This window comes from Paraferrimonas sp. SM1919 (genome assembly GCF_010993985.1).
Lineage (GTDB): Bacteria > Pseudomonadota > Gammaproteobacteria > Enterobacterales > Shewanellaceae > SM1919.
Genome location: NZ_WINH01000015.1, coordinates 14691 through 40573, shown reverse-complemented (window position 1 = coordinate 40573; position 25883 = coordinate 14691). Strand labels below are relative to the sequence as shown.

The following is a 25883-nucleotide window of genomic DNA, read 5'->3' as shown; positions in this document are numbered from 1 at the left end:
CAATAAAAGTGAGTTTATTAGTATTCTACAACTCTGTTTTTACCTAATTCTTTTGCTTTGTAAAGGGCTCTGTCAGCCTTTTCGATGACCATCCTATTGGTGGTATGACTTTCTGGATTCAGACTGTAAATACCTATACTCATGGTTACTATGATTTCTAAATCATTGATAATAAATTGCTTGTTTTCTAATTTTAGTCTGATTTTGTTAGCTACTTCTAATGCTTTTTGGGCATTGTCATATACAATGATGGCAAACTCTTCGCCCCCGTATCGAAAAGGCATAAAAGAGTGGCGGATACAGTTTGCTTTAATAATGTTCGCGGTTTTAATTAAACACTCATCTCCTGCGTAATGGCCAAATGTGTCGTTGTATTGCTTAAAGTTATCAATATCAAGCATGATTAAAGTAAGCGGATGCTTTTCTTCGTAGGCAAGGTTAATAAAAAAGTCTAATTTAGTATCAAATTCACGACGGTTTTTTAAGCCAGTTAAACTATCAGTGGTTGCTTTTTGATAGAGTTCGGCACTTACTACCTCTGGTTCGATGATGCCAAATAAAACTTGCGCTCGATTGTTATCATCTTTTAACAGTGCTTTTGCTTGGGATTTAAAATAAAAGGTTCTATCTAAATCAGAACGATAATAGGGAAAATTATTGTTGTACTCAATAATCTTGCCCGCGCATAGATTTTGGTAATCATCATAGATTTGTTGGGCTTTTTTAGTATTTTTAATTTTAATGTTAGCGTTGTAATCACCAGCAATAGGGCAGCTATCATCCACCGAGTGTTTAAGCTTACTCGGATCAAGAGCAAAAGTTTCACACATAGTAGGATTGCAATAAAAGACATTAGGTTCATTCTCTAGATCCATTAGCCACCAAGAGATATTAGAAAAGCTAAGCAGTTGTTGGTATTGCTGGTAGAATTTTTCTATTCTTTTATTTTGGTGCATGTTGAGCCTGTCCCTAGACTATTTTTGGAGAATTTTTAAATGATTAGTTATGAGTATAGGCCACAATAGAGTATTTGGTTGAATTGATAGAAGTGATCGCTATTTTCAATAGGGACGAAAGTTCAGGCTATAACCATTTTCTGTCTAAGCAATTGAGCACTGGGGAAAGCTGACTTAATATGGTCACTATTCAATTGCCAATGCTGAGCCAATAAAGTGGCAAGCCAATCATGTACATTTGAGGTCGCATTGAGATCTCGGTTCTGAAAAAGCTGCTGCTGTGCCAAACCCGGCCATTGCCCTAATACTTGGCCACCGTTAACCGAACCGCCCGCAATAAACATCATGCTGGCGCTACCATGATCCGTGCCACCTGTGCCATTTTGTCTGACCGTGCGACCAAATTCAGTAGAAACCGCGATGACAGTATTTTGCCATTGGCTGCCTAAATGCTGCTTTAGGACCGCCAGTCCTTGATCCAATTCTGCCAAACGAACGTTAAGGCGGTTAGCTTGTTGGTTATGGGTATCCCAACCTCCAAGCTCTAATACTGCTGCATCAATATTCTCAGAGGTCATCAATTGCGCACAGGCCTTAGCGAGATGAATGAATTTTCCCTGTTTACTTGAACTCTGCTTCGATTGCGGCTGGCGACTCAGTGCTACCCCCTTAGTTAACGCCGTTGAAAGCTCTTGATGATGGCTGTAAAGATCAATAATTGACTGGTAGTTGATGTCTGCATTATTTAAATTGCTTGGGTACCATGTCTGGCTGTTGTGGCTGCCTCTGGCCACAATAGGATTGTTCATTGAAACAACCAGTGCCTGACGCTGTTGTAAGGCTCTCCCTAACCAGCCTGAGTCATGATCAATTTCACTTTTACCACTTTCTAGAAAATCTTGGCCATCAAAGTGAGAGCGCCCCCGATAAGCGCTTGAGGTTGCGGTGATTGCGAGCATTTGTTTTTGTTTAAACCACTGATGGAGATTGGGTAATTCGGGGTGAAGGGCAAAATTAGGATCTAGCCCAAGCAGTTTGTGGGCTATGGCACCATAGAGATCGGGACGATATTGCTGTAACAATTTATGTTCGAATGTAGGGACAAGGGTATGTAAATGATCCAATGCTCCCCTTAGGTTTATCCAGATGAATTTTGCTGGGCGTTTTGCCTCAGCAAAGGCCCACGGGCACTGTAAGGTCAGTAAAGTCGCACCACCTAAGGTCAAAAATTGTCTTCTATCCATGGGTTGCTACCTTTTTAAAAATTCAGGGCTCATTAATATCATGGTGAGCGCTTGCTGCTTAGTTTCAGCTCTCAAGATATGCGTTGAGGAGTGTTGACTGACATGATTGGCAAATAGCGTATCGACAAGACTTTGGACTGATTTTACTTTAGTTTGCCAACGGGCCGCCAATTCATAAGCAAAATTCGCTCTGATATACATATTGTTAGGGGATAACCAGTCGACCTGTTGGACACTGTAGCCAGCAGGAGACCCCGCCTGAAAGGGCAGTTGACCTAATGATTTTAAAATGGGCAACCATTTTTTTGCCAGGCCGTTTTGAGTATTACTGGCCCTTAAGCTTGAGATCACAAATTCCCTTGGCGTTTTAAATTTTTGGGCAATAGGTTGCCAGCATTCAGGGGCTTCAATTAAAGCTTTCATCAGGGTGGGAATATGGCCTCGGCTTGCAAGATAACTCTGAGTCAATTTGTTCACTAACTTTGGTTCGGGTTTATCGCTAATAAAATATTGGGCCAGTTTATAACTGATATGCTTGGCGGTAGCGGGATGATTGGCTAACATTTTAAGCATCTCTTGAGCTTGTTTGTGGTCTTTTTGTCTGAAGGTTATTTTGAGCAATGTTTTAGGTCCGGGTTGGTGAAACCCTTTTCTGTATAAAAATGGGCTGCTGAAATCATCTTGTGCTTTGGGGATACTCCAACCTGTGAGGGCAAGTGCCAATTGCTCGACATCCTGTTGATTGTAAGGCCCCTCTACCCCCAAGGTGTGAAGCTCTAGTATCTCTCTGGCAAGATTCTCATTAATGTTTTTGGTTTTTTTCTTACCAGCAAATGAGTCAGGTCCAATGGAAAGTTCATTATTAAGATATACCAACATGGCTGGGTGTTGGCAGCTCGCCAATAGCATGTCTTCAAAGCGATGGTTAAGGTGAGCAGCAATCACTTCTTGTTCGAAGCTCGGGGCAATAAATTTCATAAATTTATTATGGGTCGTGATTGAAAAGTGATTTGAGAAAAAATCGAACAGTCTTAATTGAATACCTGAAGCAGAATGAATGGCCAAATGGGCTACTTCGGTGGCATGTTTTATTAAGTTTTTTCTCGGTAAAAGCTGCAGCTGTTTAAATTGTTGTTGTTCATCTTGATTGAGGCGACGTTTTTTGTTGGCCGCTTTGAGCTGGCGGTAACGAAAAATTGATTTGAGCGAATCAGTACTTGAAAGCCCTTGCTGTAGGAGCAGTGGGGATTGACATTGCTCTAACAACCAGCTTTTAGGGTGGGTAATATGAGTGGGAGACAGGCTAGGGTTGATCCCTAAACCAAACCGAGTCAAAGCGATATAAGTAGCATTATCCATTTGTAACCTTAAGCAACGAACTTGACAATTTATAAGCGAATTGAGCGTTTAAGTTTCGCTTGGGCAATTGTTATATAACGTTTATTTGCATGATTGGTTGACATTAAATCATTTCGCTTAGCTAACCTATAGATGCCAATATTCGTTCATCTTATGAGTTCGATTGCATAAAAGCAATTTGATTTGGCTAGATCAATTATCACCATACGATTGCTGTTTAGCTTCACATTTTGATGGTAACAACAGCAGCGGCGTTGTTCGACCTTAGTAACCATGTTAAATCCATGTTAAATGGCAGCGCACAGGGCCAAAAAAAATATTGCTGCAAGCGATCCCTTTGAAACCCCATGAAAATCAAGCTATCTGGTACAACCAGCCCGCTTTTTGCTGCTATCTGGTAGCTATTGTTCAATAAAATATTTGCATTTTTTTAAGTTCGACTGTTGCTGTTATGCATGAATTGTTGTAACAATACAATTAATTAACATTCATGTGTTAATCAATTTAAAGATAATTAAAGTTCCGGGTTCACAGGGAGATGGCCGAGAATGACCATAATAAAAAACCAGTTCTCGCGTAATGCAGTTGCGCTCAGTATCGCTAGCGCATTGACCTTATCGATTGCAGCACCGGCAAAGGCTGTGACGTTTTCTTTAGGGGATATTGAAGGAAGTTTTGACTCAACATGGACAGTTGGTGCAACGTGGCGTGTTGAACAACGTAATTGGGATGATTTAATCGGTAAGTCGAATCATCCTCAATATGATTGGCGCGGCTACAGCGCTTTTGATAACCCTTTATATGACGCTAGCCAGATTTGGAAAGGGCCGGGTTCTTATTCGACTAATGGCGATTTAAGCAATCAGTTGTATGCACAAGGTGACACGACTTCAGAAATCGTAAAAGGTGTACATGAGCTTGAACTTGTGTATGAAAATTATGGTGTGTTTGTTCGTGGCATGTACTTTTATGATCGTAAGTTAAACGATGCCGATTTTGGTTATTCCAATCCGATCACCGCTGACAAGTTTAACCCATGTTTGGACAAGCGTGCTTCTGAAGTACAGTGTAAGGATGTTCGCTTATTAGATGCGTATGCATTCGCGGATTGGGATTTCAATGAGGGCGCCACCCCGGTTTCTTTACGTGTTGGTAACCAAGTGGTGTCTTGGGGGGAAAGCACTCTTATTTCCCATGGTATTGGTGTGGTTAACCCAGTAGACCTTAATATTCTGCGTCAACCAGGGGCTGAATTAAAAGAAGCATTCCGTCCTCAAGGCATGGTTTGGGGCTCGATTGGTCTGACCGAAAGCCTATCATTAGAGGGGTATTACCAATATGATTGGGAGCCAGTGTGGATCCCCGCCCCAGGCTCATACTTTGCCACTAATGATTTTGCGGGCTTTGGTGGATACTCTAATGTGGCGCAGCTGGGCTTTTCTGCTAATCCTGATATGAATCTTGATTTTTTAATTTCAGAAATGGAAAAAATTGCAGGTGGCTTACTGACAGGGCAAATTGATCAAGCCACAGCAGGGCAAATGATGCTGGCTTACCCCACAAAAGCAACCTTGGTTGTGGATGAAAAAGAAGCCCGTGATGATGGTCAGTATGGTATTAAACTTGAGTACTTCGCCGAGAGTTTTAACAGTACTGAGTTTGGTTTGTACTATATGAATTACCACTCTCGCCGTCCTATTATTTCAGGTACTACCTCTGATTTCCGCGCAGAAGCGATTGGTCAAGATCTTGGTTTATTAGTCGCAAATCAGGGGCAAATTGATCGTAATGTCATGAACTCACTAAAGACATTTTCAAAAGCTCAAATTGAGTACCCAGAAGATATTAAGCTTTATGGATTCAGTTTCAATACCGGTATTGGTGAAACTTCAGTCGCGGGTGAAATTGCCCATCGCCAGGGCGAACCATTGCAAATTGATGACGTGGAGCTATTGTTTCAAGCGATGCCGCAACAGTTAGCGAATGCTGGTATTCGCCCAGATTTGGATGGTATTTCCCAGTACTCATCCTACATTGGTAATGTAGGTCCAGGTGAACAAGCTGAAGGCTTTATCCGCCGCGATACTACCCAGGCGCAAGCCACCTTTACTCATCTATTTGGCCCAACCCTTGGCAGTGACAACCTAACTGCATTAGCAGAAGTGGGTGGTGTGTGGATCCACGATATGCCAGGCTTTGATGAGTTACGATTAAACGGCCCAGGTACAGCCCGCTCAGGGGGGAATCCAGCCATGCCTGGCATTATTGCCGCAGTGCATAATGGTCCTGAAACCAACCCATTCCCAACAGATTTCGCTTGGGGCTATCGTTTAATTGGCAAAATGGATTTTAACAACGTATTTGGTGGCATAAATATTTCTCCTCGAGTAATTTGGAGCCATGATGTAGAAGGCATTACTCCAGATCCACTTTACCTATTTACAGAAGGGACTAAGTCGGTGACTACAGGTATTAACTTTAATTACCTAAACCGCTGGTATGCTGATGTTAGTTACAATGCCTTCTTTGGTGGTGTAGGTACGACCAACCAAATGGCCGATAGGGATTTTGTATCGTTTAACTTGAAGTACTCGATTTAATAAGGACTTAACAATGAAAAGCATTTCAATTATTTCAGCAAGTGTTTTGTTTGCTCTGTCAACGGCAACGGCTAATGCAGCGGTTACCCCAGCACAGGCAGCTCGTTTAAGCCAAGATTTGACGCCTGTTGGCGCTGAACGTGGCCCTAACGCAGATGGTTCAATTCCAGCTTGGACTGGTGGTATTACTAAGATCCCAGCAAATTATGTTGAAGGTAAGTTTCACCCATCACCATATGCAGCAGACAAAGTACAATTTACGATTAATGCCTCCAATTATAAGCAATATGCGGCCAATCTGACCGAGGGTCAGAAAGCGTTATTTGAGCTTTACCCGGATACCTTTAAAATCAATGTGTATCCAACTCGACGTAGTGCTTCGTTACCAGAGTATGCTTATCAAGCAACCATTAAAAATGCGACTTCAGCCCAACTTATTGCAAATGGTAATGGCGTTGGCGGTGCTACAGTCGGGGTGCCATTCCCAATTCCTGCTAATGGCTTAGAGGCGATTTGGAATCATATTTTACGTTTCCGCGGCCAGCAGGTTTCTACTGAACGTGGTCAAGCAACACCGACGGCTTCTGGTGCTTACAATATGGTTAAGATGGAAGATCAGGTCAGCTTTATCTATTCTCGCCCTGATATTACCGCCGCGGAATTAGCGGATAAAAACCTATTGTTTTATTTTAAGCAAGTGGTCAACTCTCCTGCACGTCTAGCAGGTACGGCGTTACTGGTTCATGAAACCTTAGATCAACAAGCTGAACCCCGTAAAGCTTGGACTTACAATACTGGCCAGCGTCGTGTTCGTCGTGCACCAAATGTTGCTTATGATACTCCAGGAACGGTATCTGATGGTCTTCGTACTACCGATGATTATGATATGTATAACGGTTCTCCATCTCGTTATAACTGGACCTTAGTCGGTAAGAAAGAAATTTATACACCATATAATGATTACCAAGTTCATTCTGGTGATGTCAGTTATGATGATATTTTAATGCCTGGTCATATTAATCCTGAGCTAGTGCGTTATGAAAAGCACCGTGTTTGGGTGGTTGAGGCTGACCTAAAAGAGGGGATGCGTCATATTTATAAAAAACGCCGTTTCTATCTAGATGAAGACTCTTGGCAAGTTGCTCAAGTGGATATTTATGATAACCGTGATCAACTCTATCGCGTGGGTAATGCCCATATTGTCAACTACTATCAAGTGCCAACCACTTGGACCACACTAGAAGTGTTCCATGATCTTCAATCTCGTCGTTATATTGCAATGGGGCTGGATAACGAAGATACAGCACCTGATTTTAATGCTCAAATTAGCGATGCTAACTTTACTTCTAATGCTCTGAAACGCTCAGGCAGACGTTAATTAACCATAAAGCGGGCTTTGCCCGCTTTTTTCCAAGGAAGATGTATGTGGTTTCACATTTTTTTTAGCCTGATCATTAGTGTATTTACTCTAAATCAAGCCTTTGCCGGCCCCGACTCTGCAGCAATCAAAGTGCCTTTAGCTGAACAGGCGTTGATCACGGCGACGGTTAGCCAAGATCAACACCTATTTGCGGTAGGTACTTTAGGTCATATCCTAAAGCGGCATAAGTCCGAACCATCCTGGCAACAAGCAGCGCTATCAAAATCCCCTTTATTAACCGCTATCGCTGCGGATAAAAGCACGTTAATTGCTGTGGGTCATGACTCTAGTATTTTTACTTCATATGATGCTGGTGAAAGTTGGGATATCAGTCAGTTTTTGCCCGAAACCGATTTGCCGTTACTCGCGGTTATGCCGTTAGCAGATAATCACTGGATAGCGTTGGGGGCATATGGCGCTTTTTATCGTTCACAAGATAACGGTAAATCATGGCAGTTTGAATTCCATCAAGAACTACTGTTTGCCGAAGATGCCGCCTTTTTGGATGAATTAAAGCAACAAAGTTATGATGATTATTTATATGAACGCGCGGCCATGCTGCCTCATTTTAATGGGATAGAGCGTTTGCAAGATGGGCGCTTGGTGATCACTGGAGAAATGGGCTTTATTGCCGTCGGTGATCCCATGGCTAAAGCATTTAAACGCATTGAAAGTCCTTATGAAGGTTCATTTTTTAGTGTTAAACGGCTGGCCGATGGTCAAATTTTATTTGGTGGCTTACAGGGTAACTTATTTGTCGCCAACCATGACTTAAGTGAATTTACTCAAGTTTCATTTAAGGTTAAAGCCAATATCAACCATATTGATATTGGCCCAGATCATGGGATTTATCTAGCCACCAATGGCGGTCGTATTTTTAGGGCGGATCCCTCATTAGACTTTACACTAATTTATCGCTCTAAAGGCCAAGATTTTACTTCCTTAGAATTTGTTGATGAGCAACTTTTGGCATTTGGGAGTAAAGGCGTGGAGACGGTGCCATTAGCATCACAAGGAGGTAATAAAGATGCTCAATAATATCCCTAAGGTGTTAGAACGGGCACTATTTGTTTCCCCTCGACTCATCGTATTGCTGTTTGTGGCTTTTACCGGCTTGATGGTGACTCAGGCTTTGAATTTAAAGATGGATGCGGCGTTTACAAAAAATATTCCTCTGCAGCATCCTTATATGCAAACTTATCTCAAGCATGAGCAACAGTTTGGTGGGGCCAACTCGATTATGGTCGCAGTACGAGATAATTCCGGTGACATTTATAATCCAGAATTTTTTGAAGTACTCAAGAATGTCCATGATGAGCTGTTTTTTATTCCAGGGGTCAATCGTTCCCAAGTTAAATCGCTGTTTTCACCTTCCACTCGATTTACCGAGGTGGTCGCTGATGGTTTTGCGGGCGGGCCGGTTATTCCTGCTAACTTTGCGGGTCAGCAAAGTGATCTCGATGTAGTGCGTGAAAACGTCGAAAAAGCCGGTCTGGTGGGACGCTTAGTTTCTAATGATTATGCTTCTGCTTTAGTTCGTGCTCAGTTAATGGAGTTTGATCCTAGTACTGGGGAACCGTTAGATACCCTAGCGTTTGCTTCCCAGTTAGAGCAGCAGATACGCGCCAAGTTTCAATCTGAGGCGGTGTCTATTCATATTATTGGCTTCGCTAAAATGAGTGGTGATGTGGCTGATGGTGCCAAAGATGTTATTGGTTTCTTTGCTATAGCCATTGCCATCACGGCTTTAATGGTGTTTGTGTTTATTCGCTCTTTTGCTCTGACGCTGTTGCCATTATTGACTTCTTTAATGGCGGTGATATGGCAGTTAGGTATGCTGACAGTGTTGGGTTTTGGATTAGATCCCATGTCCATTTTAGTGCCTTTTTTAGTGTTTGCTATTGGCGTAAGTCATGGGGTACAGATGATCAATGGCATCAGTCGTCGAGTGGGGGTGGGTTTTACTCCTAATGTCGCTGCTAGACGGGCATTTCTGGCACTATTGGTCCCCGGCGGTGTAGCACTATTATCTGATACGGTTGGCTTTTTGACGTTATTAACCATTGAAATTGGGATCATCAGGGAACTGGCCATTTCAGCCTCTGTCGGGGTAGGTTTTATTATTCTGACCAACTTGGTGCTTTTGCCTGTTGTGCTTTCTATGATGAATATTAAGCCCCGAGAAGATTTGGAGCCTAGTCCTTTATGGGCACAACTAGCAAAACTAACAGGACCGAAATCATCTGTGTTGGTAATAGCCGTTTTTAGTGGGCTATTTTTACTGAGTTATCAAGGTTCTAAAAATATGAAAATTGGTGATTTGACCCCGGGAGCGCCGGCGCTGCACCAAGACTCAGTTTACAATTTAGATACCAAGTACATCAGTGAAAACTATGAAATCACAACCGATGTGATTTCTGTGATTGTTGAAGCCACACCTGAAGCCTGTACCTATCACGACGTGGTCACTACCATGGCAGAATTCGAATGGTTAGTCAGCAATACTACAGGGGTACAATCTAGTGCCAGTTTAGCGTCGGTTGCTAAACAAGTTAACGCAGGTTTTAATGAGGGTAACCCTAAATGGCAAACCTTACCGAGAACCACTGCGTCATTAGTTCAAGCAATAGGTCGAGTGCCGACCACTTCAGGGCTTCTAGACAGTAAATGTGAAGTCATGCCAATTTACTTCTTCTTAGAAGACCATAAAGCTCCGACTATAGAGCGGGTGATAGAGGCCATTAAAGTCCAAGCTGAGCGTTTGAATCGTGATGACTTGCAATTTAAGTTAGCCAGTGGCCCGGTGGGGGTGATGGCGGCGACGAATGAAGCGGTATCTGCAGCGCAAGTGCCAATGATGTGGTACGTCTATTCTGTAGTAAGCTTGTTATGTTTGCTTAGCTTTCGATCAATCAGAGCAACCATTGTTGTTGTGCTGCCGCTTTATATTGTCTCTACCATGGCGCAAGCCTTGATGGGGCAACTTGAAATTGGCTTAGCGGTCGCCACCTTGCCAGTTATTGCACTAGGTGTGGGGATTGGCGTGGATTACGGTATTTATATTTTGTCGACTATGTTGCAAAAGCTAAGGGCGGGCGAATCTGTTCCGGACGCTTACCATCATGCTTTAGTTGAGCGTGGCAGTGCGGTTATCTTCACCGGAATTACCCTTGCAGTAGGGGTAAGTACTTGGGCGTTTTCAGCGTTAAAGTTCCAGGTCGATATGGGACTGCTTTTGACCTTTATGTTTAGTTTAAATATGTTAGGGGCGATCATCATGATTCCTGCTTTGTGTCATTTTTTCTGGCCAAAGAACCGTTAAATAGTTTGTTTCAGATGAGGGCACCGATTAAGGTGCCTTTTTTCATTTCGGCGTCAATTTACTGGTCTGATTAGTGTGATTTTTTGGGGTACTATTTGACCGCAATATGGGTGGGGCATTTTGATAACAAATCGGGCTGAATGTTGCTATTTATGCTCGCTTGTTGCGGCTATGTTACTAATTAATCATTCCTAGAAGTCTTTTATTCATCAATTGCATTGCATACTCGTGTCTTTATCCTGCCATTACCCCATAACGGTTATCTTTATTGGAAAATATCACTAATTTTTTACTACAAAAATCTTCAAGTTAGCATTACACTTCGCTGTGAATATAAAAAGTGAACTGCCTCACAGCTAAACAGGCAGCAATCACCACTTTATTGGGCTGGGTTAACCCCAATAAAGCATTAAGGAAACAACAATGGCTCTGAATAATACTTCCCCATCTGTATTGCTCGAAAATGTAGTGAGTTTAATTCACTCAAAAGTAACGGGTCCGCAAGCATTAACATTAGAAAAATTTGCGACTGCGATATATCAATTAATGCCGAGCGATGATCTACAACAGCGCAGTGACAGTGATCTGTACGGGGCTGCGTTAAGTTTGTGGAATCGTTTAAATCAAACACCATCAAAAGCATCAACGATTCGTGTCTATAATCCTGAGCTATCTAAAGATGGTTGGCATTCGAGCCATACTATTATTGAAATTATTCAACCAGATATGCCATTTTTGGTTGATTCTATTGGCATGGCGTTAAACCGTATGGGGCTGACAGCTCATATGATGCTGAACAAGCCAATTTCAGTGGTTCGTGATGAACAGGGCTTTGTTACCGATATTTCATCGGTAAATCATGGTGAAAATAGTGAAAATGTCGCAACTTTCAGTATAGAAATTGATCGCCTATCCTCAGTTGATGATATCGCTGCTCTAGAAAAAGAGCTTGGCGCTGTTTTATTTGATGTTCAGAGTGCGGTAGATGATTGGAAGCCGATGTCTGAAAAAATGAGTGAAGTCATTACTCAAGTGGAAACTGAGCCGCAACCCTGCAGTGAGGCCGCGAAAGCTGAATCAGTTGGCTTTTTGAAGTACTTACAAAACCATCACTTTACCTTGCTTGGTTATCGCCACTATAGCCTTAACAAGGTAGAAGGCGACTTAGTGTTGCAGCCAAATATCGAGACCTCTCTTGGTTTACTAAAACGTGCTGATCAATATGAACATGGCAGTGTCAGTTTAAGTGAGTTCTCTGGTGAAGCGAGAAAAGAAGCACTGAGTCCAAATATACTGATTTTAACCAAGTCAAATAGCAAGAGTCGTGTTCATCGTAACGCTTATGTTGATTACATTGGTGTCAAAGAGTTTGATCAGCAAGGCAATGTTATCGGTGAACATCGTTTCTTAGGTTTATACTCTTCAAGCCTGTATAACAGTTCACCTCGTGTTATTCCACTGCTAAATTCAAAACTTGAGCGAATCATGGCTCAATCAGGTTTGACACCTTATTCTCATGATTATAAAGCTTTATTAAATATTCTAGAAACTTACCCTAGGGATGAGCTGATCCAGGCTACAGAAACTGAACTAGCCCAAATTTCCCGGGGAATTCTGAAGATGCAGGATAGGGATAGAGTGAAAAGCTTTATCCGCAAGGATGTATTCAACCGTTATTTTTCGGTAATGGTTTATGTATCTAAAGATAGATACAACACTAAACTTCGTGAAGTAACCCAGCGCCTTTTGGCCGACTATTTCGATGCTGAGACAGAAGTAGAATTTAATACTTTCTTCTCAGAGTCTCCATTAGCGAGAACCCACTACATTGTGAAAGTGGAAGAGAATAACAATAAAGAGTACGACGTGACCCACATTGAACAAAACTTAATTGAAGCTGCCCGTTCATGGGAAGATAAGCTAGAAACGGCCTTATTTAATCAGTTTGGTGAAGAGAAAGCCAAAGCACTTTCAGACCGTTTTGCCGCCGCTTTCCCACGCAGCTATAAAGAAGATATGCTGCCAAATGCGGCTTTAGTCGATATTGAACAGCTTGAAGCCCTAGACGATGAGCACCAGCTTGGTATGCTTTTCTTCCAACCGCAAGAGGCGGTATTAGCGGATAAGCAGGTGCGTCTGAAACTATTCCAAAAAGATGAACCTATTCATCTTTCTGATGTGTTACCAATGTTAGAAAACTTTGGTTTACGTGTCATTGGCGAGCGTCCATACCGCATTAATTCAAGTGATGGTCAAACTTTCTGGATCCTTGATTTCTCTATGTCTGTAAAAGGCAATGTAGAAAATATTATGGACAACCAGCAAAATTTCCAACAAGCGTTAACTCAAGTTTGGCAGCAAATCCTAGAAGATGACGGTTTCAACCGGTTAGTTCTAGCCGCGAGTTTATCAGGCCGTGAAGTGTCAATTGTTCGTGCCTACGCCAAGTACATGCGTCAAATTGATGCCACTTTCTCACAAGCTTACATTGAAGAAACGTTCACTAACTACCCGCATTTTGCCAAGTTACTGGTAAAAATGTTTGAGACCAAGTTTGACCCAGTGGTGAAAACTCGTGCTCTTGATAAGCTGATTGCCCAGGTTGAATCGGCTCTTGATGATGTATCAAGCCTAGATGATGACCGTATTATCCGTCGTTACCTAGACCTTATCCAAGCCACGCTGCGTACTAACTTCTACCAAAACGACGACAGTGGTAATAATAAGCAATACATTTCATTCAAGTTCTCTCCTGAGCTTATTCCAGAAATGCCGCTGCCATTACCTAAGTTTGAGATTTTTGTTTACTCAACCCGTATTGAAGGTGTGCATCTTCGTGGTGGTAAAGTGGCTCGTGGTGGTCTGCGTTGGTCAGACCGTCGTGAAGATTTCCGTACCGAAGTGCTTGGCTTAGTAAAAGCCCAGCAGGTTAAAAACACCGTAATTGTACCAGTAGGCGCCAAAGGTGGCTTCGTATGTAAGCAACTGCCGACTACTGGCGGTCGTGATGCTTTCTTCGCTGAAGGTCAAGAATGCTACAAGATGTTCATCCGTGGTCTGCTAGACATTTCAGATAACATTATTGCAGGCGAAGTGGTACCACCGATTGATGTGGTACGCCATGATGACGATGACCCATACCTAGTCGTTGCGGCTGATAAGGGCACTGCAACTTTCTCTGACATTGCGAATGCCATTTCTGAAGAATACAACTTCTGGTTAGGTGATGCGTTTGCCTCGGGTGGTTCTAATGGTTATGACCATAAGAAGATGGGGATTACCGCTAAGGGTGCTTGGGAATCTGTTAAGCGTCACTTCCGTGAAATTGGTGTTGACTGTCAAAGTACTGATTTTACTACCATTGCGGTAGGCGATATGGCGGGTGACGTATTTGGTAACGGTATGCTGTTGTCTAAGCACATTCGTTTACAAGCGGCATTTAACCATATGCATATCTTCATCGATCCTAATCCGGATTCAGCTTCAAGCTATGAAGAGCGTAAGCGTCTGTTTGAACTGCCACGTTCAAGCTGGGAAGATTACAATAAAGAACTGATTTCACAAGGTGGTGGCATATTTAACCGTAGCGCTAAATCCATCAAGCTAACCGCTGAAATCCAAGCCATGCTCGGCACCAAGAAACAAACTATGGCACCAAATGAGCTACTTAAGGCCATCTTAATGATGAAAGTAGACTTAATTTGGAACGGTGGTATTGGTACTTACGTTAAAGCTACGACTGAGTCTCACGCGGATGTGGGCGACCGTGCTAACGATGCGATTCGTATCAATGGTAACGAAGTGCGAGCTAAGATCATTGGTGAGGGGGGTAACCTAGGTTGTACCCAGCTTGGTCGTATCGAATTTGCTGCTAACGGTGGTCGCGTAAACACTGACTTTACCGATAACGTAGGTGGTGTGGATTGTTCGGATAACGAAGTAAACATTAAGATCCTGCTTAACACCCTAGTGGCTAATGGTGACCTAACGGTTAAACAGCGTAACGTGCTGCTAGAAGACATGACTGAAGAAGTGTCTGGCATTGTTCTTGACGATTGTAATCAACAAAGTCGAGCAATCTCAGTTACTCAACTAAACGGCGCCTCAGAACTGAAAGAGCATACTCGTTTTATTCAACACTTAGAGCGTGAAGGTCAGTTAGATAGAGAGCTTGAGTTCTTGCCTTCGGATGATGAGCTTGCAGAACGTCAAGCGGAAGATGGCAGCCTAACTCGCCCTGAGTTATGTGTACTGTTTGCCTACGCTAAGATGGTTTTAAAAGAAGAACTATTGATCGATGATATTGTTCAGAACAGCTATTTTGACAGTCATTTGATTAACTACTTCCCAGAGCGTTTACAGCAATCTTATCAAGCAGAGATGGCTGATCACCCTCTACGTGGTGAAATCATTGCCACGTCCTTAGCTAATGCTATGGTTAATGATATGGGGCTAAGCTTCTGTCAGCGTATGCAAGAAGAAACAGGCGCAAGCCCAGCAGATGTTGCTATTGCTTATGCTATTGCCCGTGAAGTGTTCGGTGTAGAGTCTATTGTGGATGAAGTCATTGCCCTAAATGGTGATGTTGATACTGATGTTCAATATGAAATGTTAACGCAAATGCGTTTAACGGTTCGTCGTGCGACTCGTTGGTTATTACGCCGTCGTAACCGCAACTGGAGCATTGAAAAGTCAATCGCTTTCTTCAAACCAGTATTTGAAACCCTAGAGCAAAACTTTGATCAATTAATGATCGAAGAGGAGCTGGTGGATCTTAATACGGTTGTCGAGCAATATGTAACTTCAGGTGTTCCTGCTGCTACTGCCCGTAAGATGAGTCATTTAAGCACCTTATTCTCAAGCTTAGATATCGCTCAAATTGCTAAGCAAGCTGAGCGCGATGTGTTGCTTGTGGCTGAAACCTATTACAAATTAGGTGCAAAAATTGAACTGCATTGGTTCCTAGAGCAAATTAACGCCCAACATGTTTCTAATCACTGGCAAGCACTTGCCCGTGCAGCATTACGGGAAGATCTTGATTGGCAGCAACGCTCATTAACGTTAGTGGTACTGCGTAATTGTACTTCTGCTTGCGCCGCCGATGACGTGATTTCAGCTTGGTTATCAGATTGCGAACTGCTGATGAAGCGTTGGTTCCAAATGTTGGCTGATTTTAAAACCAGTGGCAATGATGAATTTGCAAAATTCTCAGTAACGTTAAGAGAATTAAATCTGCTGATTCAGCAATGCGAGGATAACGTTTAAGTTATTTTTGATATATAATTTAAACCCCGGCCACTGCCGGGGTTTTTTATACCTAGGAGTTGAAATGTTTTATAAAATTGCCCAAAAAATCATGTTTCAAATGGATCCAGAGTTGGCCCATGAATTTTCAATTAAGTCATTAGGTCTTACGGGTAAAACACCTTTAAATATTTTTTATAAACAAACGCTTCCTAAAAAGCCAGTTGAAGTAATGGGTATTACTTTTCCAAATATTGTTGGTCTTGCAGCAGGTCTGGATAAAAATGGTGAATGTATTGATGCGTTTGCCGATATGGGATTTGGCCATGTTGAAGTGGGTACCGTTACTCCAAAAGCACAACCTGGTAATGATAAACCAAGACTATTTAGATTAAAGCCAGCAAAAGGGATCATTAATCGAATGGGCTTTAACAATAATGGCGTTGATGCATTAGTGGCTAATATTAAAGCCGTTAAATCTGATGTAATTATTGGCGTTAATATTGGTAAAAATAAAGATACTCCCGTTGAGAATGGTAAAGACGATTACCTAATTTGTATGGATAAGGTTTACGATGTAGCTAGCTATATAACCGTTAATATTTCCTCTCCAAATACTCCAGGATTACGCTCTTTACAATATGGTGAATTATTAGACGAATTACTGTCAAGTTTAAAGCAGAAGCAACTAGAATTAGCGGAAAAATATGGTAAATATGTCCCATTAGCTTTAAAAATTGCTCCAGATCTTTCAGACGAAGAAATTGAATCAATTGCAGGTTCAATACTACGTAATAAAATGGATTGTGCCATTGCAACGAATACCACTTTAGATCGTGAAGCAGTCGCCGGTCTTGAGCATTGCGATGAGGCAGGTGGATTGAGTGGTTTACCTGTGCGTGATAAGTCAACAGAGGTTGTCGCTAAACTGTATTCGCACTTAAAAGATCAAGTTCCGATCATCGGTGTTGGTGGTATTAATTCTGCTGAAGATGCACAGCAAAAATTAGATGCAGGTGCTAAATTAGTTCAGGTATATTCTGGTTTTATTTATAATGGACCAGAGTTAATAAAAGAGATCGTAAATAAGATCTAAATTATAAAGATCTTTATTTAGATCATAAAAGGATCCTTTTAGGTTTGCTTTAGGATCCTTTTTTTATCTTGCAAAATATTTTTCTATTTGCTAAATAGTTGATATTGTGTATTTAATCAACTATATTAAATTTGTATTAATTATTTTTTGAGCAGGATTATCAAATGTTATTAATGCCAAATGACACTTGGCAATGGAATTATGATAGTAATCGGGATGCCTTATTAATAAGCTTGGGTAATGAGTTAAATTTTATGACTGAGCTTAAAAGTAAGAATTTAATTCCTGACGCTTTGTCGTCTCAAATTTTTAATACTCAGCACGCTATTTATTACACCCAATCGTTAGAAATGTTATCACAGCAAGTTAAAGCTTCAGAGCCTCTGTTGGTACAAATGGCGTTAAATGCAACGGCAGCTAAGTTTATGTGGCAGCATCAAGCGCCAAAATCTCATTTATTTAAGATGAGTCATGAATGTGTATATTCAAAACCAGGTAAGGTGTTTTACTTACAAACAGAACAAGCGAAAGGGCTTTGCTTTGTTATTGATGCCAGTGCCACATCATCAGTCGTATTATTGCTATCTGAACTCGCTGTAAGCGATTCCGACTTGTTAATGGCTTTTTCTACTATCAAGGTATTAAATTCACGTTTATTGCCACTGGTGTCTTCTTTTAGTGGCCATATGATGGATTATGCTAAAAGAGCATAAACTAATATAAAATGGTGTTGCTGTATTTTTAAATGATAAAAAAAGCTCAAGCAATGGCTTGAGCTTTTTAATTGGATGTTGCCTTTAGAAGTGGTAGAACACACCTAAATAAGCGCCATCAATTTTTACGTCTGCGCCTTCTTCGTCATTATCCATAAAATCGAGCTCAAATTGGCGGTAGCCCGCTTCTAGACCTAGTCCGATGCTGGTTTCATAACCCACTGCGGCTTCGATATCCATGAATTTTTTATCGCTATAGCCAATGCCGTTACCACGAACGCTGGCGTAAAGGCCAGAAAGTGGTAGCTCAAATTTTACCTTGCCGTAAACCATAGGTAGGGCTTGGTCTAAACCTAGCTTGGCTTGTTGAGCCATAGAGGTAATGCTTGCTTCACCTTGGAATAGGCGGGCAGTAAGACCAACATCGACAGATACCCAATTATCTAAGATTTCGTAGTAAATCGTCGCATCTGTGTGGCTAAAATCGATATTGGATTCAACGTTTCCTGAAACAGGAAAGACAACACCGCCAAATTCAATATCTTGAGTAAGGGTGTTGTTACCTTTAAGTTGGATTTGAGATTGTTGGATGCGAACATTAGGGATCAGTGGTAACGGATGCTCAAAGTCGGCATAAAAATTTGGTTTAGTTTCGGAAGCAATATTGAGTTGTTCTTGGGTATCAATTTTTGATACGCCGTATTGAACCTTACCGGTCATGCTTTGGTTCCAGGCATTAGCGCCAACCACGAAACCTAACATATCCGCATGAGCTGCTGGTGTCATTGAGATTGCAGCGGCTAAAGCAAGAGTTTTATATTTCATCAAGTTATCCTTAACAACTTTATTATATTTAGCAACATTTTATAAGCGTCACAATAACACCAGTAATTAAGGACTTAAATCGAATTTCTTTCACTATGCTTGATGAGCTTTGTTGTTTTTAGAGGCAATACGATTATCGGCAATCCCATCCACGACAAATGGTGGATTAAAACCATCATAAATGTTGTTATGAACCACCTCTTGCTGCAGGGCGAAGATAAGTGATGTCGGCAGAGCTTGCTCTAATAGAGATTTTGTCTCTATTTTTAAGGCCTGAAAATTCAGCTGGACTTTTTCAAAGGCCACCATTCTATAGGGGCTGCTACGGTAGGTCCCAGTAACGCTATCTACGGTCAGTTCAAAACTTTTATTACCCTGGATATGGGCATTGATTTGGCTTAAGTTCAGCGGAATATAAGTACGACTAATAAAGCTTAATAATGGCTGCAGTTGTTCTAGGGCTTGTGCAGTGGTCACCCAGTTACCGAAATCGGTTTGACCACAATTGCCCCTTGTGTCTCCTAGATTAGAGATAATATCAAGCCAGTGGCAAACCAATGGGAATTGGGTTTCAAGCCAAGTTTGAGAATAGGGATCCTCATAAAAATGGACTTGAATTGGACCGTATAAAGCAAAATCTGCCAGTGATGGTCGCTCCCCCAGGACAAAGCTATTTTGCTTAAATAACTCTTCTAATATGGCCATTAATTCATGGATTTGTTGCGTGACACTGTCACGGGTGGCTTCATTTAGGGCCAGCATGTTGTCAAAGCCGGTTTGCCTGTTGAGGATAAAATCCGCAGTGGGTTTAAATTGTGTTAGGCTCACACCAAAGGTGAGGTAGCGGGCGATTTTATGGCTAATGGTTTGCCTGTTTTGCTCAAAACCCCAGCGTGTATGCATAATAAAGCGGGGCATATACTCATCAGCAAAATCTTCTATTAACAGGTTAAAGAAGTTCAGTATAGAGCTTTGTGGGAAGACACTAAAGTCAGGGTGTTGTTTCTCAATTTCTTGAATGATCATGGTGGAATCAAGCATCACCTTATCATCTGGAGTTAACACCACAGGGACCATGGTTTGACCTATCAGCTTCGGTAAGGTTGCCCTAAAAATTTGCATATTAACCATGACTTTTTTGTACTCAATGCCTTTGTAGTGCATATAGGTTTGCAGCTTACGGGAGTAGGGCGATTGGGGACTTACTAACAGGCGATATTTATGCTGCTCATCAGCATTAAGTGTCATGGCTTGTTGAATATGTGTTTGCTGTCTTTTTATGTAGTTTTCCATAACACTTCCTTAATTGGTGGCGACGGTTTGTTTATGTGTCAGGTTATAAAGCAACATAATCAATGCTGCTAATGGGATCATAATGGTGATCACCACAACTGATGGGTAGGTTGCTTCGATTGATTGCAGCGAGTTAGTGGCAACAAATAACGACAGCAACATATTTTTAAGGCAGGTCTCTACACTGATGGTGGCGCAATCTTTGGCATTGACGCCGAATGCTTTAGGGATATAGAAACCCACAAACATAGCGGTAAAAACCAATAGAGTTGAGGGTAGGGCAACGCCCATGGCACCGTCTAAATTATTCTGTGCGTCCGACAAAATCACCATCACAAAAGAAGCCACCATAGAAAGGGTGCTAAGTTTCGTAAGCATAGGCTCATAATTGACCGATTTAGGTTTATTTCCCCTTAACCACATGCCAATCGCGACAGGCACGACCGTAAATAAACCAATTTGTGCTGCGGTTTTCACAATAGGTAATTCGACCTTAATGGCATCAGAGCCAAAGTATTCAAGACCAAACCCGACCCATAAAGGCAGAGTGAATAATGTCAGCGCAGTAGCCAAAGCGGTAATGCTAATTGATAACGCCGTATCACCTTTACCTAGATGAACCACCAAATTCGATGTGGTGCCCCCAGGAGTGGCAGCAGCAGCAATTAAACCCACGGCTAGCATAGTGGATAAGTCAAAAAATAACCCTAGCACAATGGCAACAATGGGCAGTAATAAGAGCTGAATCATTAGGGCAATAATCGTTGCTTTAGGAAAACGAATAATACGCTCAAAATCTTTGGTGGTAAGGGTTAAGCCCATACTTAACATGAGTAAAAACATAGTGATAGGGATCAATACTGAGGTCATCAAATCCATTTGCAAAGTACTCATTTTGAAAACAATTATGTTTCAGACTATATATTGACAGATATTGTGTCAATAGTTATGCTGGAGCTAATTTCAGTGCTAAGGACAGTTCAATGCAAACTCAGGCTGACATCATTCTTTATGGGGTTCATTTATCTTATTATTCAGGTAAAACCCGCGCTCACCTTAAATATAAAGGGGTTAACTTTGAAGAAAAAAGGATCAGCAAAAGAGCATTAATGGAAGATATTTTGCCGGTGGCAGGCACGCCGATTATTCCGGTGATCAAAACTCAATCGGGGCAATTGGTACAAGACACCACAGAAATCTTAGACTTTATTGAGCAATCTTATCCAAAAGCCTCAGTATACCCATCAACCCCGAAACAAAAACTCGCAGCTTTGTTATTAGAGTTTTATGGTGATGAATGGCTGTTATTGCCCGCGATGCATTATCGATGGAGTCACCTAGACAAACACCATGATTTTATTATGAAAGAGTTTGGGGTGCAGGTGACCCGCTCAGAGGACCCTGAAGAACAAATCGCGGCAGGGATAGAGCATTCAAAACCCTTTAGAAACTCAATTAAATGGTTAGGAATACAAGCTGAAACAGAAGATGCGATAGAGCAGCGTTATCTGCAAGATTTAGCGTTACTCAATCAACGATTCGGCAAAAGTGACTTCTTATTTGGCTCTAGGCCATCTGTGGCTGATTTTGGGTTAATGGGGCCTTTGTATGCTCATCTTGGTCGAGATCCCTACCCAAAAGCTATCATGCAAGAATGTGCTCCTCATGTATATCAATGGTTGCAGCGCATGAATAAGCCACAACCACTTACTGGCGAGTTTGCCAATAATGATGATATTAGCCCGCAAGTTTTACAACTGTTACACCATCAAGCTCTCGAGCAGTTGCCTGATGTTAGCAGTGTTATCAGAGCGAACGAGGCCTATATGAAATTGAATCCGGATAACAATATCCCAAGAACTTTAGGTTTCCATCCATTCACCATCGGAGGGGTGAAATCAACCCGATTGATCAGCACTTATACCCAGTGGATGTTCCAACGCAGTTATGACTTTTATCATTCTCTTGGGGCTGATGATAAGCAAAGCTGCACTGAACTATTAGCCCAAGTGGGTGCATTACCGTATTTTCAAAAGCCGATTAATGCTCGTGTTAAACGCCAGTATGGTCAATTAGAGTTGGTGCAAGATCGTGGATAAATTACTGGATTTTGATGGTCAGAGGGTTTTTATCAGTGGCGCTGTTGGCGGTTTTGGGTTGGGATTATGCCATGGGTTTGCTCAGCGTCGAGCAAACCTATTTATCACCGATATAGACTCAGATAAATTAACCAGCGTTAGTGCTGAGTTAACTAAGATCTATCCCATGATAAAGGTAGAAAGTTTAGCAGGGGACATTAGTGTCGAAAGCTTCCATGCAGATTTAGTAGAAACCATTAGAACCCGTTTAGGTGGTGTCGACATTGCTATCAATAATGCCGGTATTGCTCAACCTCCACAGGCGTTTCATCAACAAAATTTAGCGACCTTTCAAGCCCAGTTAGACATTAATTTAACAGCAGTGTTTTTAGCGATGCGTAGCCAACTGACGATGATGAAAGCCCAAGGTTGTGGTCATATAGTCAATATTAGTTCTGTCGCAGCAACAGAAGCGGCTCCTGCCATGGCTGGCTACAGTGCAGCCAAGCATGGTGTTTTGGGGTTAACTCGCACAGCGGCTTATGATTATGCCAATATGGGGATCAGAGTTAATGCTGTTTGTCCCTTTTTAGCAGCCACCAATTTACTTAAGCAAATCGGTAAGGAAGGCGCAAATACCGCCATTGAAGCAATGTCAGCTAAACACCCAATGGGTAGAATTGCTTTAGTTGAAGAAGTCGTCAATGCAATTTTATTGCTTTGCAGTCCAGCCAATACCTTTACTAATGGGCAGGCCATCGTGGTTGATGGTGGTATATCAGTTTATTAATAGGGAAGTTTATGAGTTATTTAATTGCGTTGATTATCTATATCATATTTTGGCTTTGGTACTGTGGTTTGGGCACCAAAGTTAGCCAAAAAGATATCGATCTGTGGTATCAACAAAGCTTACAACTGCGACAGTTTGATGAACAACATCTCATAAAGGTGAAGCAATTTTTTGAGCAAGATGACGGCAAAGAGTTTGTAATGGTCAATGCCTTGCAACTGAAATCACCTAAATCTGAGAGCCTTGAGCATTTGCAGAGCTATGCAAAAAAATTTTTTGGTTTTGCTTTGATACGAGCTTGCCATCCGCTTTTAGCTGGAAAAGTGATCGGCAATAATATCGAATTAATAGGTATACCAGCGACGAATTGGGATAGCTTCTTTTTAGTGCGCTACCGCAGTCGCAAAGATTTACTGGCTACCATGCAACATATTATGGGGCAAGATCATCAGTTAAAGTTATTGGCTCTGGATAAGACTTTTGCTGCGCCTGTGAGCCCGCGGGCTAACCCTAGCAATCCAAAATTATTGGTCGGATTATTATTATTAGCCCTTGCGGGTTTAGCCCATTTGCAGATTTAAATTATTTTTTTAGGGCTTTTCTTCTAGCCCTTTTTTTTATGGCAGCTTTTGAGGCCGTTTTAGGGGCCATATCCGCACGCATCAGATCTGGTTCAAAACCAGGTAACCATTGCTTTGGTAACCTCACATCTAGCAGTTGTTCAATGTCTTCTAATAGGCGCGCATCTTCAGAGCTATAAAAACTAATGGCGTAGCCTTTATTACCATTGCGCCCTGTTCGGCCAACTCGATGAACGAAGTCTTCTACTCTAAAAGGTAAATTTAAATTAATGACACAGGGCAGTTGGGGAATATCAAGTCCTCGAGCAGCAACATCGGTCGCCACTAGCACCCGCAGATTCGCTTCTCTAAATTCATTAATCACTTTATCGCGTTTTGCTTGGGTTAAATCACCATGTAATGGTTGGCAACTGATCCCAGCATCAATGATTTTTTGAGCAAATTTATCGGCTTGTTCTTTTTTTCTAGCAAACACTAAAACTTGCGACCAATCATTACGTTTTAACAGTGACAGACAAGCTGCTTGTTGTTTTTCAGGATCGACCTCAAAGAGTTTTTGTTCAATGTCTTGATTAGATTGGTTAACACTGACCTGTAATACCTTTGGCTTATTCAATAAGCGACCAGCAAAACGATACAACAGGGGATCGAAAGTAGCGGAAAATAATAAAGTTTGTCGAGATTTAGGTAATTTTTTAACTATCGCTTGGAGTTCCTCCATAAATCCTAAATCTAATAATCTATCGGCTTCATCAAGAACTAAGTGTTGGCAATTTTTTAGGGTTACTTTGCCTTTTCTATTGAGATCTAATAACCGTCCCGGGGTGGCCACCAAAATGTCGACTCCTGGTTTTAATGCTTCGATCTGGGGCTCTATTGGGGCACCACCAATAGCAATTGCTAACCGCAGCTCAGTGTTAGTGATAAAACCTTCTATTGCCGTTTGTATTTGGCAAGCCAGCTCCCTAGTTGGCGCTAAAATCAAGGCGCTGCAGCTTAAGCCTATAGGCTGAGTTTGCGTCTTTAATAGCTGTTCGATAATTGGTAAAGCAAATGCGGCCGTTTTTCCAGATCCAGTCTGGGCACCAGCCATGAGATCCATTCCAGTAAGGATCACTGGAATGGCATTGGCTTGTATTTCTGTTGCATGCAGAAAGCCTTGAGCCTGTATATTGCTTAATAATTGAGGTTGATGGATCAGTTGGTCAAAAGTCATGATTTTTATTACATTAAAAAGGCACCCTAAGGTGCCTTATAAACAGAAGGTTAAATTAACGACCCGAACGCAGTTTTTGCCAGTATTTATCGTAAATTAGCTCTGCTTCGCCAATGTCATTATGGAATTCACCCGCGTCTTTAACTTCTTGTGGAGGGTAAATTAACGGGTTATTACGGTATTCTTCAGGCATCAGCGGCTTCGCTGATTCAACGGGGCTAGGGTAGCCAATCTCTTCAGAAATTTTAGCCGCAATTTCAGGACGCAATAAGAAGTCGATGAGTTTGTGTGCACCTTCGACGTTTTGTGCACCACTGGTAATGGCCATCGAATCCATCCATAACACTGCGCCCTCTTTAGGGTAAACCATGGTGATAGCAGGATTTTCTTGTTGAGCAGTAAAGGCGGAACCATTCCATAGCATACCTAGATTAACTTCACCAGCTAGGAAAGGCAGTCCAGGGGTATCAGAATTGAATACTAAAACATTATCCATTAAAGGTTTTAAGGTTTGGTATGCTTGTTCAATCTCAGCTTCGTCGGTGGTATTAGCCGAGTGGCCATTGATGCGTAATGCCATGTGGAATACTTCACGCACATCGTTCATCAATAAAATAGAATTCTGTAATTTAGGATCCCATAGATCCTTCCAAGAAGTAATACTGCTTGGATCAATGGCGTCAGAGTTGACACCGATAGCGGTTATTCCCCAAGTATAAGGAATAGAGTATTGATTACCTGGGTCGTAGGCTTGGTCAAGTAATGCTTTGTCCAGGTGCTTGAAATTTGTGATTTTGCTTTGATCAATTGGTTGGATCAAGTTTTCATCACGCATTTTGTTAATGAAATAGGTCGACGGAACCACAATATCATAGCCTTTGCCATCTAAAAGTTTTAATTTAGAGTACATCGCTTCATTGCTATCGAATGTTGTGTAAATGACCTTAATGCCAGTTTCTTCAGTAAACTGTTCTAAAATGCCATCAGGCATGTATTCTGACCAGTTATAAAAATATACTGTGTCATTTTGCATCGGTGTGGCTTGGGTTTGCTCTGTTTTATTATCAGAACAACCCGCTAAAAGCACGCAGGCAGAAGTCACTGCAGCTACCCAAAGCTGTTTTAGAGTTAATGTGGTTTTCATAA

Annotated in this window: 18 protein-coding genes; 10 read left to right on the top strand and 8 right to left on the bottom strand. The window is 41.7% G+C overall.

Annotated features, from left to right (window positions below; all coding sequences use genetic code 11):
* Nucleotides 1-17 precede the first annotated feature (17 nt).
* The 3 genes from GFB48_RS10430 to GFB48_RS10420 form a co-directional block, all read right to left on the bottom strand.
* Nucleotides 18-956, bottom strand: coding sequence for a GGDEF domain-containing protein (locus GFB48_RS10430; RefSeq protein WP_163935014.1), 939 nt, complete (start codon nt 954-956; stop codon nt 18-20).
* Between the two features lie 122 nt (nt 957-1078).
* Nucleotides 1079-2200: a DUF1501 domain-containing protein gene (locus GFB48_RS10425; RefSeq protein WP_163935010.1), complete on the bottom strand. Its 1122-nt coding sequence runs from the start codon at nt 2198-2200 to the stop codon at nt 1079-1081.
* Between the two features lie 6 nt (nt 2201-2206).
* Nucleotides 2207-3559 (bottom strand): DUF1800 family protein, encoded by a 1353-nt coding sequence (locus GFB48_RS10420; RefSeq protein WP_163935007.1) that lies wholly within the window; start codon nt 3557-3559, stop codon nt 2207-2209.
* Nucleotides 3560-4107: 548 nt separating this feature from the next.
* Between GFB48_RS10420 and GFB48_RS10415 the strand changes: the two genes are divergently transcribed.
* The 7 genes from GFB48_RS10415 (at nt 4108) to GFB48_RS10385 (ending at nt 17954) form a co-directional block, all read left to right on the top strand.
* Complete coding sequence (locus tag GFB48_RS10415; RefSeq protein WP_163935004.1) at nt 4108-6159, top strand: DUF1302 domain-containing protein; 2052 nt, start codon at nt 4108-4110, stop codon at nt 6157-6159.
* A gap of 13 nt (nt 6160-6172) precedes the next feature.
* Nucleotides 6173-7537 (top strand): DUF1329 domain-containing protein, encoded by a 1365-nt coding sequence (locus GFB48_RS10410; protein ID WP_163935001.1) that lies wholly within the window; start codon nt 6173-6175, stop codon nt 7535-7537.
* 45 nt (nt 7538-7582) lie between these two features.
* Nucleotides 7583-8617: a YCF48-related protein gene (locus GFB48_RS10405; protein WP_163934999.1), complete on the top strand. Its 1035-nt coding sequence runs from the start codon at nt 7583-7585 to the stop codon at nt 8615-8617.
* The gene (locus GFB48_RS10400; RefSeq protein ID WP_163934996.1) at nt 8607-10901 is read left to right on the top strand and encodes an RND family transporter; all 2295 of its coding nucleotides are present in this window, start codon (nt 8607-8609) and stop codon (nt 10899-10901) included. The genes GFB48_RS10405 and GFB48_RS10400 overlap by 11 nt, the downstream gene beginning before the upstream one ends.
* Before the next feature lie 423 nt (nt 10902-11324).
* Nucleotides 11325-16166 (top strand): NAD-glutamate dehydrogenase, encoded by a 4842-nt coding sequence (locus tag GFB48_RS10395; protein ID WP_163934993.1) that lies wholly within the window; start codon nt 11325-11327, stop codon nt 16164-16166.
* 64 nt (nt 16167-16230) lie between these two features.
* Nucleotides 16231-17241 carry a quinone-dependent dihydroorotate dehydrogenase gene (pyrD, locus tag GFB48_RS10390; RefSeq protein WP_163934989.1) on the top strand — a complete coding sequence of 337 codons (1011 nt, stop codon included), beginning with the start codon at nt 16231-16233 and terminating at the stop codon, nt 17239-17241.
* A gap of 164 nt (nt 17242-17405) precedes the next feature.
* Entirely contained in the window at nt 17406-17954 is a 549-nt protein-coding gene (locus tag GFB48_RS10385) for a cell division protein ZapC domain-containing protein (RefSeq protein ID WP_163934986.1), read from the top strand.
* A gap of 84 nt (nt 17955-18038) precedes the next feature.
* Here GFB48_RS10385 and GFB48_RS10380 read toward each other — a convergent pair whose 3' ends face one another.
* The 3 genes from GFB48_RS10380 to GFB48_RS10370 all read right to left on the bottom strand — a co-directional run bounded on the left by GFB48_RS10380 (nt 18039) and on the right by GFB48_RS10370 (nt 20966).
* Nucleotides 18039-18779 carry a TIGR04219 family outer membrane beta-barrel protein gene (locus tag GFB48_RS10380; RefSeq protein ID WP_163934983.1) on the bottom strand — a complete coding sequence of 247 codons (741 nt, stop codon included), beginning with the start codon at nt 18777-18779 and terminating at the stop codon, nt 18039-18041.
* Nucleotides 18780-18872: 93 nt separating this feature from the next.
* Nucleotides 18873-20072 carry a glutathione S-transferase family protein gene (locus GFB48_RS10375; protein ID WP_163934980.1) on the bottom strand — a complete coding sequence of 400 codons (1200 nt, stop codon included), beginning with the start codon at nt 20070-20072 and terminating at the stop codon, nt 18873-18875.
* A gap of 9 nt (nt 20073-20081) precedes the next feature.
* Complete coding sequence (locus GFB48_RS10370; RefSeq protein ID WP_163934977.1) at nt 20082-20966, bottom strand: bile acid:sodium symporter family protein; 885 nt, start codon at nt 20964-20966, stop codon at nt 20082-20084.
* Between the two features lie 89 nt (nt 20967-21055).
* Here GFB48_RS10370 and GFB48_RS10365 point away from each other — a divergent pair, with 89 nt between their 5' ends.
* From GFB48_RS10365 to GFB48_RS10355, 3 genes are read left to right on the top strand one after another with little or no spacing between them, the layout of a single operon-like run.
* Nucleotides 21056-22171 (top strand): glutathione S-transferase family protein, encoded by a 1116-nt coding sequence (locus GFB48_RS10365; protein WP_163934974.1) that lies wholly within the window; start codon nt 21056-21058, stop codon nt 22169-22171.
* A complete protein-coding gene (locus GFB48_RS10360; RefSeq protein WP_163934971.1) occupies nt 22164-22940 on the top strand; it encodes an SDR family NAD(P)-dependent oxidoreductase in 777 nt (258 codons plus the stop codon). The genes GFB48_RS10365 and GFB48_RS10360 overlap by 8 nt, the downstream gene beginning before the upstream one ends.
* A gap of 11 nt (nt 22941-22951) precedes the next feature.
* On the top strand, nt 22952-23521 hold the full coding sequence (locus GFB48_RS10355) for a hypothetical protein (RefSeq protein WP_163934967.1): 570 nt from the start codon (nt 22952-22954) through the stop codon (nt 23519-23521).
* Between the two features lies 1 nt (nt 23522).
* Here the strand turns inward: GFB48_RS10355 and GFB48_RS10350 are convergent, their stop codons facing one another.
* Together GFB48_RS10350 and GFB48_RS10345 are read right to left on the bottom strand one after the other, a co-directional pair.
* Nucleotides 23523-24737: a DEAD/DEAH box helicase gene (locus GFB48_RS10350; protein ID WP_205597719.1), complete on the bottom strand. Its 1215-nt coding sequence runs from the start codon at nt 24735-24737 to the stop codon at nt 23523-23525.
* A 55-nt stretch (nt 24738-24792) separates the two neighbouring features.
* Nucleotides 24793-25881, bottom strand: a complete 1089-nt coding sequence (locus GFB48_RS10345; protein WP_163934965.1) for an extracellular solute-binding protein — start codon at nt 25879-25881, stop codon at nt 24793-24795.
* Between the last annotated feature and the right edge of the window lie 2 nt (nt 25882-25883).